General features: G+C 32.7%; 13 protein-coding genes and 2 pseudogenes. 4 read left to right on the top strand and 11 right to left on the bottom strand.

Features of this window, described 5'->3' with window-relative positions; translation table 11 throughout:
- The first annotated feature begins 47 nt into the window (after nt 1–47).
- Complete coding sequence (gene tatC, locus GMC_RS0110260; protein WP_010522053.1) at nt 48–863, top strand: twin-arginine translocase subunit TatC; 816 nt, start codon at nt 48–50, stop codon at nt 861–863.
- Nucleotides 864–888: 25 nt separating this feature from the next.
- Nucleotides 889–1629: an LPS export ABC transporter ATP-binding protein gene (gene lptB / locus GMC_RS0110255; protein ID WP_010522052.1), complete on the top strand. Its 741-nt coding sequence runs from the start codon at nt 889–891 to the stop codon at nt 1627–1629.
- A gap of 99 nt (nt 1630–1728) precedes the next feature.
- On the opposite strand, the gene GMC_RS0110250 is transcribed toward lptB, so the two are convergent.
- From GMC_RS0110250 to GMC_RS0110205, 10 genes are all read right to left on the bottom strand, one after another.
- Nucleotides 1729–2964 (bottom strand): 3-phosphoshikimate 1-carboxyvinyltransferase, encoded by a 1236-nt coding sequence (locus GMC_RS0110250; protein ID WP_010522051.1) that lies wholly within the window; start codon nt 2962–2964, stop codon nt 1729–1731.
- Nucleotides 2964–3209: a hypothetical protein gene (locus GMC_RS0110245; RefSeq protein ID WP_010522050.1), complete on the bottom strand. Its 246-nt coding sequence runs from the start codon at nt 3207–3209 to the stop codon at nt 2964–2966. The genes GMC_RS0110250 and GMC_RS0110245 overlap by 1 nt, the downstream gene beginning before the upstream one ends.
- An 18-nt stretch (nt 3210–3227) precedes the next feature.
- A complete protein-coding gene (locus GMC_RS0110240; RefSeq protein ID WP_010522049.1) occupies nt 3228–3554 on the bottom strand; it encodes a nucleotide pyrophosphohydrolase in 327 nt (108 codons plus the stop codon).
- 73 nt (nt 3555–3627) lie between these two features.
- Entirely contained in the window at nt 3628–4080 is a 453-nt protein-coding gene (dtd, locus tag GMC_RS0110235) for a D-aminoacyl-tRNA deacylase (RefSeq protein ID WP_010522048.1), read from the bottom strand.
- Complete coding sequence (gene rsgA / locus GMC_RS0110230; protein WP_010522047.1) at nt 4077–5030, bottom strand: ribosome small subunit-dependent GTPase A; 954 nt, start codon at nt 5028–5030, stop codon at nt 4077–4079. Before rsgA ends, dtd begins: the two co-directional genes overlap by 4 nt.
- Nucleotides 5031–5638: 608 nt before the next feature.
- Complete coding sequence (locus GMC_RS0110225) at nt 5639–6451, bottom strand: SH3 domain-containing protein (RefSeq protein WP_010522046.1); 813 nt, start codon at nt 6449–6451, stop codon at nt 5639–5641.
- A gap of 251 nt (nt 6452–6702) precedes the next feature.
- The gene (locus tag GMC_RS19695) at nt 6703–7527 is read right to left on the bottom strand and encodes a pseudouridine synthase (RefSeq protein ID WP_010522045.1); all 825 of its coding nucleotides are present in this window, start codon (nt 7525–7527) and stop codon (nt 6703–6705) included.
- 148 nt (nt 7528–7675) lie between these two features.
- A complete protein-coding gene (locus GMC_RS0110215; RefSeq protein WP_010522044.1) occupies nt 7676–8515 on the bottom strand; it encodes an alpha/beta fold hydrolase in 840 nt (279 codons plus the stop codon).
- 253 nt (nt 8516–8768) lie between these two features.
- Nucleotides 8769–9326: a hypothetical protein gene (locus GMC_RS0110210; RefSeq protein ID WP_010522043.1), complete on the bottom strand. Its 558-nt coding sequence runs from the start codon at nt 9324–9326 to the stop codon at nt 8769–8771.
- A 237-nt stretch (nt 9327–9563) separates the two neighbouring features.
- Complete coding sequence (locus tag GMC_RS0110205) at nt 9564–11105, bottom strand: helicase HerA-like domain-containing protein (protein WP_010522042.1); 1542 nt, start codon at nt 11103–11105, stop codon at nt 9564–9566.
- A gap of 291 nt (nt 11106–11396) precedes the next feature.
- Between GMC_RS0110205 and GMC_RS19690 the strand changes: the two are divergent.
- Nucleotides 11397–12030, top strand: a pseudogene (locus tag GMC_RS19690) (7-carboxy-7-deazaguanine synthase QueE).
- A gap of 77 nt (nt 12031–12107) precedes the next feature.
- On the opposite strand, the pseudogene GMC_RS0110195 reads toward GMC_RS19690, so the two are convergent.
- A pseudogene (locus GMC_RS0110195) lies at nt 12108–12320 on the bottom strand (transposase); the annotation flags it as partial.
- Nucleotides 12321–12727: 407 nt separating this feature from the next.
- On the opposite strand from GMC_RS0110195, the gene GMC_RS22250 reads away from it, so the two are divergent.
- Nucleotides 12728–13075: a Dps family protein gene (locus GMC_RS22250; RefSeq protein WP_262482010.1), complete on the top strand. Its 348-nt coding sequence runs from the start codon at nt 12728–12730 to the stop codon at nt 13073–13075.
- The last annotated feature ends 71 nt before the right edge of the window (nt 13076–13146 follow it).

The following is a 13146-nucleotide window of genomic DNA, read 5'->3' as shown; positions in this document are numbered from 1 at the left end:
ACATAAAAAGTTATCTTTACATCTTTTTTAGCAGTCAATATCAATTTATGAAGCAAATAGAATCAAAAAATCCGCAACAAATGTCCTTTTTAGATCACTTGGAAGAATTGAGGTGGCATTTGATTAGAGCTACACTAGGCGTATTAATTGCTGCTATATTTGCTTTTTTAGCTAAAGGTTTTATTTTTGACACCATACTTTTTGGCCCAAAAAAAGTTGATTTCTTTACCTATCGTGTATTCTGTAATTTATCAAAATCTTTGGGCTTCGACGAAAGTTTTTGTTTGGAAAAATTGCCTTTTATTATCCAAAGTAGGACCATGGCTGGACAATTTTCAGCCCATATTTGGACTGCAATTACAGCTGGTTTTATAATTTCTTTTCCTTACGTAGTTTTTGAATTTTGGAAATTCATTAAGCCTGCCATGCACAGTCATGAACAAAAAACAGCTAAAGGTTTTATATTTGTTTCGTCACTTTTATTTTTTTTAGGCGTCCTTTTTGGGTATTATATTATCACGCCTTTATCCATAAATTTCTTAGGAAGCTATAATGTAAGTAACGAAGTTTTGAACGAATTTGATCTTTCGAGTTATATTGCACTCATTCGGGCATCTGTTTTGGCTTGCGGATTAGTTTTTGAACTACCTATTATAATTTATTTTTTATCAAGGGTTGGTATTGTAACACCTGATCTTTTGAAAAAATATCGAAAGTTCGCTTTGGTAATTGTATTAATTTTGGCTGCAGTGATTACTCCGCCCGATGTAGCTAGTCAAGTAATTGTTACAATTCCTATTTTGATACTGTACGAAATAAGCATTTTTATTTCTAAATCAGTTTTAAAAAAACAGAAAAATTAAAGTAATTTTACCTTAAGTATACATTATGAAACTACGTGCTGAAAATTTGATGAAATCCTACAAGGGACGAAAAGTAGTGAAAGGAATTTCATTAGAAGTAAATCAAGGTCAAATTGTTGGACTACTTGGACCTAATGGTGCTGGTAAAACCACCTCTTTTTATATGATTGTTGGATTTGTTAAACCTAATGGAGGAAATATTTATTTAGACAACACCAACATTACCAATTATGCTATGTACAAACGTGCCCAAAATGGTATTGGGTACCTAGCTCAGGAAGCTTCTGTTTTTAGAAAACTTAGTATTGAAGAAAATATTTTAAGTGTATTACAACTAACCAAACTTTCCAAAAAGGAGCAGCACTTAAAAATGGAATCATTAATTGATGAATTTAGCCTGGGACATATACGCAAAAATCGTGGCGACCTCCTTAGTGGTGGCGAACGCCGAAGAACAGAAATTGCACGTGCACTTGCCACAAGTCCTAATTTTATTTTGCTTGACGAACCCTTTGCGGGGGTAGATCCCGTAGCTGTAGAAGATATTCAACGTATAGTGGCGCGACTTAAAGATAAAAATATTGGAATCCTAATTACCGATCACAATGTGCAAGAAACCCTAGCTATTACTGATAAAACTTATCTTATGTTTGAAGGAAGCATTCTTAAATCTGGTGTTCCCGAAGAGTTAGCTGAAGATGAAACTGTACGCAGGGTGTATTTAGGTCAGAATTTTGAACTACGAAAAAAGAAACTAGAATTTTAAGTCAGAAACAACTGAAAACTGATTAAAAAAAGCCATGATACAGTCATGACTTTTCCTTTCCCTTAAAACAAATACTGCAAATGCAGTGCTGATTCAATATTACAATTCGGCAATTTTGAAACCTAATTTTTTCATATCTGACCAAAAATCTGGATATGATTTGCTTACTACTTCTGCCTCATTAATGACCAATGATGTTCTTAAAGCTAAAGGTGCAAATGCCATAGCCATTCTATGATCCTGATAAGTATCAATAGCTACACCTGACTTTATTTTTGATGCCACTTCTAGTTTTAATGCATTTTCCGTAATTGATACGCTCCCTCCTAGTTTTTCAATTTCTGCCTTTAAGGCCTCCAAACGATCGGTCTCCTTTATCTTAAGTGTATGTAAGCCTGTTAAATGACAAGATACACACAAACCAAAACAAGTAACCGCAATTGTTTGTGCAATATCTGGTGAATTTGCTAAATCTAATACACCATCAAAAGCATCTTTATTGGGAGATACTTCGGTAATTTTTTCCAGCGTAATTTTATTATTTTCATATGAAGTTTTTACGCCTAAGTTTTTATAAACTTCTGCTAAAGCGGCATCTCCTTGATAACTTGATTTTTTATAACTCCCTAACTCAATTTTTGCATTTTTTGAGAGCGCTACTAAACTATAAAAATAAGAAGCTGAACTCCAATCAGACTCCACTACAATGGTACTAGCGTTTGAAGTTACTTTTGGAGCTATTTTTATAACATTGTTTTCAAAACTACCAGTAACCCCTATTTCTTTTAATAGCGATAGTGTCATTTTTATGTAAGGTACAGAGGTCACTTTCCCTTCTAAAGTAATTTCCAACCCATTTTCCAATGAAGGTGCCACTAACATTAACGATGAAATGTATTGACTACTCACATTTGCCTTAAGACTCACTTTGCTTTTTGAAAGTTTTTTGCCTTTAAGTACTATTGGTGGATACCCCTCTTCTTTTTGATAAGCTATATCCGCCCCTAAATCTTTTAAAGCATCCACTAAAATTTTGATCGGTCGTTGTTGCATACGCGCGCTACCAGTGAGCACTGTTTTTCGATTTGCTCGTGTGGCAAAATAGGATGTCAAAAAACGCATAGCAGTACCTGCGTGATGAATATCTACCAATTCATCAGTGCTAGCTATAGCTTCCTGCATCACCTGCGAGTCGTCACTATTTGACAAATTTTCAATAGCAATTTTAGGATATAAAGCTTGTAAAATTAATAACCTGTTTGCCTCACTTTTTGAACCTGTTATTTGCAGTTTTTCATTCGAAATATCTGCTATTTGTGTTAAATCTAATTTCATTATTTCCTTTTACTCTCAATAATTTTACGACGTTGAAAAACAAACGACACTATTAATCCATAAATTAACCCTCCAACTACTTTTGCTCTGACATACCTAAATATTAATCCTTTATCTATTACATCAGCCTTAAAACCGTCAAAATTAATTCCTTTATACTGTCCAACATGCTCAACAATACTAAATACAACAGCAAATAGAAAACCTAACCTTATTACTGAACGCCAGTAAGCCTCAGAACTCATTATTTGTTTAAACATACGCTACTTTAATTTTGCGTTATTATGATGCCTGTCATGATCACGTTCCGCTTTTAAATCTAGCTTTTTGCTAAATGCTTCTTCTAAATTGACACCTGTTTGGTTAGCCAGGCACAAAACTACAAAAACCACATCAGCCAACTCCTCTCCTAAGTCTTTATTTTTGTCGCTCTCTTTTTCACTTTGTTCCCCATAGCGCCTTGCTATAATTCGGGCTACTTCACCTACCTCTTCGGTCAATTGAGCCATATTGGTAAGCTCATTAAAATACCTTACACCATGATTTTTTATCCAATCGTCAACCGCAAGTTGTGCATTTTTAATATCCATTGTTTTTTTAATTTTTATTTGCAAGCTTTCAGTTGATGGATTTTAATAATTTGAGTAACACTTGCAACTTGGATTATTCTTTATTTTTTGTATCTATACATATAGTAACAGGACCATCATTAACTAATGCTACTTTCATATCAGCTCCAAATATACCCGTAGCTATAGGCTTGCCTAGTTTAATTGTTAACTTATTTACAAATTGCTCGTAAAGGGGTTGCGCAATTGCTGGCTTAGCTGAGTTTAAAAAACTAGGTCTGTTTCCTTTTTTTGTACTGGCATGCAATGTAAATTGGCTAATTAGAAGAATGTCTCCATCAATATCTTGAACACTTTTGTCAATAGTTCCTGCTTGACCAGGAAAAATGCGAAGTTGCGTCAATTTTTTAACTAGCCAATCTATATCTTCTTCACCATCAGTATTTTCAATTCCCAGCAGCACTAACAATCCGGCACCTATTTCACCAACCGTTTCTTTATTTACCGCTACCGAAGCTTCGGACACCCTTTGAACAACTACCCTCATACATCTTTTGCATATTCATTTTTACGATAATGCGTATCATCACCTTCCAATATTTGCAGGTAACTTTTATAACGCGACCAAGCTATCTCGCCATTTTCTAACGCCTCTTTTATCGCACACTTTGGCTCATCCTTGTGTAAACAATTATTAAACTTGCATTCCGATTGACGCTCAAAAAACTCAGAAAAATAACCACTAATTTCTGCGGGTTTCATATCCACAACGCCAAAACCTTTTATTCCTGGGGTATCAATAATTTTAATTCCTTTTTCAAGATCATACATTTCAGCAAATGTAGTAGTATGCTGCCCTTGTTTATGCTGATCACTAATTTCAGTAGTTTTTAAATGCAGGCTGGGTTGAATGGCATTTACTAATGTAGATTTCCCAACTCCACTATGTCCTGAAAACATGCTGACCTTACCTTCCATCATGGATTTTACCTTATCCATATTTTTACCTGTTTTGGCTGAAATTCCCTCGCACTCATATCCAATATTCCTATACAAATGAGCTAGATAGCGTATTTCATCTAACTCATCATTATTGTAAGTATCTATTTTATTAAATAATAACACAGCTTCAATCCCATATGCCATGGCAGTAACTAAAAACCGATCAATAAACGACGTAAATGTTGGAGGATTATTTAATGTGATTACTAAAAAAACAACATCAATATTAGATGCTATTATATGCGTTTGCTTCGATAAATTTACTGATTTACGAACAATGTAATTTGTACGTTCTTTAATCTCATTAATAACACCTGTTGTCTGTTCGTCTTGTATTTCTAAATTAAAAACAACGTGATCCCCCACTGAAACAGGATTGGTACTTTTTATCCCCTTGATCCTAAATTTTCCTTTAATGCGGCAATTATAAAACACTCCGTCTTCTCCTTTAACTGTATACCAGCTTCCTGTAGATTTATAAACGGTTCCTGTCATTAATTGCTATTGTAATATTAAACAACAAAAATAGTGTTTTTGGTTTGACTATTACTGAAGATTTTATGCGACTTACCAAAAAATTATGCACATTAAAGTTGAAATACTATTCTTTTTTTTTGACCGTAACTTTATAGAATAGAAAAGAAAAAACTAAAACTTCTATCGACTAAATGTTTAAAAATTATACTATTGGCTTCTTGTCACCTAACCGTTTTTTATTGAAAAAATTAATCCATTGAATTGACTGTTAAAATGTTTTATTATAGATCCAATTTGTAGCCACCACTATTCTTGTGTTTAAGTTTAAGTTAAGAAAAAAATTACTGATGATGATCTGGGATTGGATTGCGACCATACTTTTTTAAACATTGGACCACCCCTTTAAAACCATTCTTTTATTATTTGAATCTTTAACAAAACAACGCCACCGCTATAGTTGCGTTTATGCTTTTTTTGCATCCGAACAAAAATTCATATTTTCTGTTTGGAAAATTTAAAACTGATAAGATATTTCAATATGTGAGCATAATGCAATAAGGATCATTTTATAGCAACAAAAAACCCGAAGCTTTGCTTCGGGTTTTATTTATTAGCCTATGTAAGATTTAATTATTAAAATCTTTTTCTGAAATATCTTCTGTCTCTAAACTATTCGAACTTGAATTACTAACATCTAATGATAACTCGTACGATGGCACATCTGTTCCCTTACTAGTTTTGACTGGAGTAAAATCAACGATATCATCTCCTTTTTCATATTGAGGGTTTTCAACAAATCGACCAAAACAATTTCCGTTTTCGGTAAACTCTCTCCAATCCTTTCCGTAAGCAATCTTTAAATAATATTTACCTGCCGGAATATTTTTCATTTGGTGTACATCACCATCTTGGATGTAAGCAATTCGATATGTCAACTCTTCACCATTAGTGTTGTCAATCTTAATCAACTTTACTACAGCTTCAGTATTTGAGCCAACATTATTGATTTTTAAATAATTATCTAAACTATAATCAAATTCAGGTACAATATTTAAACATTCTGGTGTTTCACCCGTTTCATATTCAGTAGATTCCCAGTCGTCATATTTATTTGAAGATTTATCTTCTTCTTCATAATAATCTCCATCATTTTCATCTTCTTCATTGGGTTGAATTACAATTCCTGCTGGTACTGCTAAGATATCAGATCTTCTTATAAAACCATTCATTGTTTTATATTGTACAGTCCACCAATCTCCAAAATCTTCACTGATAAGCAACACTTGCATTCCTTTTCCTAATTCAGCTACAACATTGTAGTTTGTTCCGGGTCCACTTCGTAATGACGATGACTCGACTGAAACGAAGTACAATTCTTCTTGTGCATTAACTAAAGTGATGCTAAGAAAAATAAAAATTGAGGCTAAAAATTTTTTCATATTTTCTAAGTAATTTATGTTCGTATTAGCTAGCTTTCAATAAACATGCCAAAAAAAGGCGAGCTTCCAATACAAATCAAATATAATAGATTTTAGTAAGAAAATCGACAAAACGTATGTTTTTATTGTTTTAAAGTTTGTTTTTTCAACAATAAACTGTTTTTTTACATCAAAAAAACATGTAGTCTTTTTCTTTGAAATTTCATAAAACTTTATAAATAAACAACTTACGATTGGTGTTTTTCCCGATGTTACCTGTCTTTTCTGGTTCTTCGTACAGGTCTACTTTTTTTAATTATTTTTTTAGAATCTGAACTTAAAATACGGTTTTTTAATCTTTTTTGCATCTTTTTTTCTGCAATTAATTCTTCTTTATCGTCAGATTTTAAGTTTGCAATCATCTCTTTTTGAGATATTAGTACGTATTCTCCTACATTTGATTGCAATTTTATATCCATAATTCGAACCCTTTTTAGCTTTACTACTTCATAGCCTAAATACTCACACATTCTTCTTATTTGTCTATTCAAACCTTGGGTTAAAATTATTCTGAAGCTAAATTTGCTAATTTCTTCAACAACGCACTGTTTAGTCACCGTATCTAAAATAGGAATTCCGTTACTCATTCGTTTGATAAAATCAGGAGTAATTAATTTATCTACCGTAACTATATATTCTTTTTCATGATTGTAACGTGAGCGCAAAATTTTATTTACAATATCACCATCACTGGTTAATAAAATAAGTCCCTCACTGGGTTTGTCCAACCTCCCTATCGGGAAAATGCGCTGCGGGTAATCAATAAAGTCAATGATATTATTTTCTTCTCGCGCATCAGTCGTACAAACAACGCCTACGGGTTTATTAAAAGCCAAATACACATGCGCACGTTTGGCATCTTGAATTTTTTTACCGTCAACACGTATTTCATCTTCAGGTGTTATTTTTTGCCCCATTTGTGGCAATTCATTATTTACCAGTATCCGTTGTTCTTCAATGAGCTTATCTGCAGCCCTTCTGGAACAATATCCAATTTCGCTCAAATACTTATTTAGCCTTGTTTCTGAAGTTTCCAATATATATTTTTTTTACAAAAATAATATATTTATCCTCTACCCTTGCACAAAGTAGTTGACGCTATTTTAATAATTAAGCTGACTTGCAATTTCATTAAACGATGATGTATTACCTTTCAACTATTTAAAAATGAATAAAGTAGAAAGCTTATAGCGTTAAAAAATCTAAAATTTTAGTATTAATTTCACTGGATTGAAGCGAATGCCCTACATTTTCAACAGTGTACAACTCACAATTTTTCCAATTATCAGCAATTTTTTTGGAATATTTATAAGGAGCCAATTTATCTTTTTTCTCTAAAATCAATAACCCTGATATTTCGATATTTTTTGCAAATTCAGCAATAGAAAACCCTCCTGCATAAAAACCAAATTTTTTATACAAATAGTGGTCTAGCTTTTCCATAAAACTATCTGAAAGTCTCAACGTATTTTGAAATCCTTTCATAAAAAGAGACAACTCTGAAGGCGGACCTAGCGAAATTATTTTTGATACACTAGTAGCAGGATTTAAGTACTGATTGTAGATTGCCGTCATCCCCCCTAATGAATGTCCTATTAAAATTTCTGGCTGGTGTTTTTTCAAAATATCTTGAATACAATTTACATACAGCGGCACACTCAAGTAGCGTCCACTGGAATACCCCTGTGCGGGCGCATCAACTGCAATAATATTAAAGTTCTTTGTTTGCAGCTCAGTAATTAAAGTCTTCCAGCGATACGTATTACTTTCCCAACCATGCAACAATAGTATTGTAACTCCTGATCCTTTCCATTGGTAAGTTTGAATTTTATGACCATTTGTAAGCACTTTTTCTAATTTTGCATCTTGTAAAAAATTCTCCTCATCGGGTCTAACACGTCCTTTTTGAGGCGAACAAAATAAATGAAAGGCTTGATCTACAGCTTTTTCAGTTGCCCAAAGCGACCTAAGTTCCAACTGCTTACCAATTACTATTGGAACAATATTCTTTAATTGATTTGCCATATAATTTCGCTTATGGTAGTAGTATTACTGTTTTTTTTATTATAAATAACTCCTTGTGTGGATTTAATTATACCTCTTTAAATAACTAAGCAACACTACTAGAATTGCACTTTCTACAATTTTTTACACAAACAAAATTTTTGCTTCTACTTGTAATTAAAATTAGCATATGCTTGTATTTGAAATTAAACCGTTGCCCCTCTTTAAAAAAAAAGTCATAAAAAAAGACTGTAAAAAAACAGCCTTTTTTATATTACTCCCAGTTTAACCAAAAATACTTTATTTTGGCATCATCGGGAATATTAACCGCTTCAATTTTCGTTTTTGTATCAAACTGTATTTGATTTGGCAACTCTTTTTTATCTATAGCCACATATGCATTAATTTCATTAATATCCACCAGCACTGTACTCAATGTGTTTGTAATTTTCGATATAGTATAATTGTCCTTCAAGTCTTTAAAAGTACTTACACTTCCAAAACCCTTAGCAGTTTTAAAACGTGGATCAATTACCCTTATGGATTTGATGGTTGCTGTAGAATCAAACTCTTGACTAGCTTCCAAAATTAACAATTGCTTTCCTTGCTTATCGTATATTTCAATTTCATTCGCATTCCCTACAAATTCATCACCTGCAATATGCTTTACCACGGAATCATTTTCATAAATTTTATCTAAATCTTTAACCGTGCTTGTTTTGGTCAGTTCACCAATGTGATCCATCCCTATTTCGAAAGGGTTTGTTTTCTTTTGGCAACTAAAAATAGTAAATGTTGCTATAGCAATTAATGAAATATACTTAGTTTTCATGATACTTATAATTTCAATTTAAAACACAAACATAACTTCTTTTTGAAAAAAAACAACACCTCTTATCATTTTGTTTTGACTATTCCTTACAGGCACATTAAGTGAGTTCATTAAAATGAAATCATAGCTTACTATTTATAAGTAGCAGAGCAAGCTACTTGTTAACAACAATACTAAAAATTTTAATAGACTAAAGTTTATAATCCCTAATACCTATCCATTAATTTATTGTATCACTTAACGCATCATTTTGTTTAGTATCCCAAGAGCTCCCCTTATAAAAGTTGCACTTGTTAACACCTTTATAATAGCTTTTTGCGTTCCGTTAGAGCTACTTCTTTTAGAAGTGGATCTTTTACTTGTATTTTTCTTATTTAGTTTTTCTCTTTCTGCTTTTGCAACTTCTTTTGCTGTTGCTGCTTCTGCTTTTGCAATTTTTTCATTCAACATTTCATAAGCACTTTCCTTATCAATAGTTTCATTGTATTTTTTTGCTAATGCAGAAGTTTCAACCAACTCCTTTAATTCATTTTCACTCAATATATCCATCCTACTCATGGGGGCTCTTAACATAGTTTGTGCAAGTGGCGTAGGTCTTCCTTTTTCGTCTAGCGCCGAAACTAAAGCTTCACCAATTCCTAGTGATGTCAGTACCTCGGCAGTATCATAAAATTTCGAAATTGGGTAATTTTCCGCAGTTAATTTAATCGCCTTTCTATCCTTTGCAGTAAAAGCTCGTAAGGCATGTTGTATTTTTAACCCTAATTGTCCTAAAACACCATCGGGCACATCGGTAGGGTTTTGCGTAACAAAATATAAGCCTACTCCTTTTGAACGAATCAGCTTAACAATATTTTCAATTTGATCCAACAATGCTGATGATGCCTGATTAAAAATCAAATGCGCTTCATCCAAAAACAACACCAATTCTGGTCTATCGCTATCTCCTTGTTCTGGCATTGTACTATAAATTTCTGCCAGAAGGCTTAACATAAAAGTTGAAAATAACTTAGGTTTATCCTGTATATCCGTTAAACGGATGATATTAACATATCCCCTGCCTTCATCATCTTGTCTCAATAAGTCATCAATTTCAAACGAACGTTCACCAAAAAACAAATCTCCTCCTTGTTGTTCAATTTCAATTATTTTCCTGATAATTGAGCCCGTAGATGTTTTAGAAATACTTCCGTATTCTTTTTGAATCTCTTCCTTTCCTTCTCCTGTAGCGTATTGTAATGCTTTTTTTAAGTCATTTAAATCTAAAAGAGGTAATTTATTGTCATCACAATATTTAAATATAATAGCTAATATTCCTGCTTGGGTTTCAGTTACATTTAATATACGTGAAAGCAGCACTGGACCGAATTCACTTACTGTTGCCCTTAAACGAGTCCCCTTTTGTTCAGAAAGTGTTAACACCTCAACAGGAAAACCGCTGGCATGAAATGGAATCCCTATTTTTTTATGACGTTCATCAATTTTAGAATGGCCAGGACTTGGTTGCGCAATACCACTCAAATCGCCTTTTAAATCCATAAGTAATACTGGAATCCCTTTATTACTCAAATTTTCAGCCAATACTTGTAGCGTTTTTGTTTTTCCAGTACCTGTAGCTCCAGCAATTAAACCATGTCTATTAAGAGTCTTTAACGGAATTTTTATTTGTGCATCGGCAAATGTTTGTTCATTGTGCATTGCTCCGCCTAAAGCAATATAATCCCCTTTAAATGTATATCCTTTTTGAATTTCTTCAATAAATGCTTCCGTTTTGCTCATTCTGTGTTTTTTAATGCCTAAAAATAAAGATTTCTTACCAACAAAAATAAACTCAATTAAATTATGCTGTTCCTTTTTATAGATTTCCAAATAAAAAAACAAATAATCTATGCTTAGATTTATTGAATTAAACTCACATTTTAATTAAAATTAAAATTAGACTTATTATTAGATTCACAGCACTTTATTTTTTGAATTACAATATTATGTAGCAAAATCAGTAGACAAAAAAAACCTTAAGACTATTTATTTCCTACGAACTAAAACATAAACCAGTATCTTTGCAACTGTATGACAAAAACGGAAATTAACAACTTGGTAGCAATGGGAAAAATGCTTCCTTTAATGGAGGAGTTTTATACCATTCAAGGCGAAGGATATCATAAAGGCACAGCTGCTTATTTTATAAGGATCGGTGGTTGTGATGTGGGTTGCCATTGGTGCGATGTTAAAGAAAGCTGGAATGCGGAACTACATCCGCCCACAAGTACCAAAACCATTATTGAAAATGCTGTTAAATACAGCAATGTAATTGTTGTTACAGGAGGAGAACCATTAACCTGGGACATGAGTCATTTAACTAAAGGGCTACATGAAAAAAATGCACAAATACACATTGAAACTTCTGGCGCATACGAGCTTTCTGGCGAATGGGATTGGATTTGTTTATCTCCTAAAAAAAATGAAATTACCCACACAAAGCGTGTATAAAAAAGCAAATGAACTTAAAGTGATCATTTACAACACGTCTGATTTTACTTTCGCCGAAGAGCAAGCCGCAAAAGTTTCAGAAAATTGCATTTTGTATTTACAGCCAGAATGGAGCAAACGCGACAAAGTGATTCCGCTTATTGTAGACTATGTAATGAAACACCCCAAATGGAAAATTTCTTTACAAACGCACAAGTACCTGAACATTCCTTAAAATTTTATTTCGGGAATGGTTTTCAACTTGAAAATAACTTTTTTAAGTTATTAACCCGACGGCAATAAATAGAGATTTTATGCTGCGTATTTCATATCTTTATGGTTAAAATATTTAGCTACTCTTTGGCTATTTTCAGTTAGCATTTTCATATGATTCTTGACATTTTCTTCAAGCTGTTTTTCGTTTTTAGGAGCAGGTTTTTCAGATAAAGCATATTTTAAATCACAGTTTAGATACTCATCAGGGTTTTTCTCTGGAGAATAAGAAGGCAAGAAGAATAACTCAATATGTTCCAGTTTTTCTTCAATCCATTTCTTTACTATTAACATAGCGGTAATATAGTATTACTTTTAGGGACGCGGATCTTTATTTGGCATCTATTAAATCAATTTGAAATTTTAACGCCATTTTTTTCTAGCTGTCATTCACAATCTTTCTTCAGGTTAGATGAATTTGCATTTTAGCTCAACATTTTTGCTTCAAAACCCACCTAATATCTAAAAAAAGTCGTCATAAATTAAGTTTAAAAAAGGATAGCTACTATCTTTAGGTTACAAAAAAACTCCATATGAAATCAAATATAGGTATAGAAGAAAAAAATAGGAAAGCAGTTGTTGAACACCTCAAAACCCTACTTGCTAATGAATTTGTCCTTAATTTAAAAACAAGAAACGCTCATTGGAACGTTATTTGAATTGACTTTGTTGACAAACATGTACTTTTTGAAACGCAGTATAACCAATTGACTGAAATCATTGATGAAATTGCCGAACGCATCCGAATGTTAGGTTTTGAAGCTCCTGCTAGTTTGACTGAATTTTCAAAATTAACTACATTGAATGAACTTTCTGGTCAAGAAAGAAATAGTAAATCATTTATTGAAGCCTTAGTGGCAGATCATGAAAGCGTAATACAATATATAAGACCCTTGATTAATAGTTTTGCCGAAGACTTTGATGATGCTGGTACGAGCGACTACATTACTAGTTTGATTCAGATACATGAAAAGATGACTTGGTTTTTGAAAGCCCATATTTCATAAAGCTGAACTACCTTTAATTCAAAAAAACTGCTTTGCGAGCAGTTTTTTTTATGCCCATTCTCATATTTAAA

This window comes from Aquimarina agarivorans, from assembly GCF_000218485.1.
GTDB lineage: Bacteria > Bacteroidota > Bacteroidia > Flavobacteriales > Flavobacteriaceae > Aquimarina > Aquimarina agarivorans.
This window is presented reverse-complemented; position numbering and strand designations above follow the sequence as displayed.

Bases quoted from the DNA above. Each gene is read 5' to 3' on its own strand.
- GMC_RS0110240 (WP_010522049.1), bottom strand. From the start codon at position 3,554: ATGGATATTAAAAATGCACAACTTGCGGTTGACGATTGGATAAAAAAT.
- GMC_RS0110215 (WP_010522044.1), bottom strand. From the start codon at position 8,515: ATGGCAAATCAATTAAAGAATATTGTTCCAATAGTAATTGGTAAGCAG.
- GMC_RS0110225 (WP_010522046.1), bottom strand. From the start codon at position 6,451: ATGAAAAAATTTTTAGCCTCAATTTTTATTTTTCTTAGCATCACTTTA.
- rsgA (WP_010522047.1), bottom strand. From the start codon at position 5,030: ATGACAGGAACCGTTTATAAATCTACAGGAAGCTGGTATACAGTTAAA.
- GMC_RS0110250 (WP_010522051.1), bottom strand. From the start codon at position 2,964: ATGAAATTAGATTTAACACAAATAGCAGATATTTCGAATGAAAAACTG.
- GMC_RS0110210 (WP_010522043.1), bottom strand. From the start codon at position 9,326: ATGAAAACTAAGTATATTTCATTAATTGCTATAGCAACATTTACTATT.
- lptB (WP_010522052.1), top strand. From the start codon at position 889: ATGAAACTACGTGCTGAAAATTTGATGAAATCCTACAAGGGACGAAAA.
- tatC (WP_010522053.1), top strand. From the start codon at position 48: ATGAAGCAAATAGAATCAAAAAATCCGCAACAAATGTCCTTTTTAGAT.
- dtd (WP_010522048.1), bottom strand. From the start codon at position 4,080: ATGAGGGTAGTTGTTCAAAGGGTGTCCGAAGCTTCGGTAGCGGTAAAT.
- GMC_RS0110245 (WP_010522050.1), bottom strand. From the start codon at position 3,209: ATGAGTTCTGAGGCTTACTGGCGTTCAGTAATAAGGTTAGGTTTTCTA.
- GMC_RS0110205 (WP_010522042.1), bottom strand. From the start codon at position 11,105: ATGAGCAAAACGGAAGCATTTATTGAAGAAATTCAAAAAGGATATACA.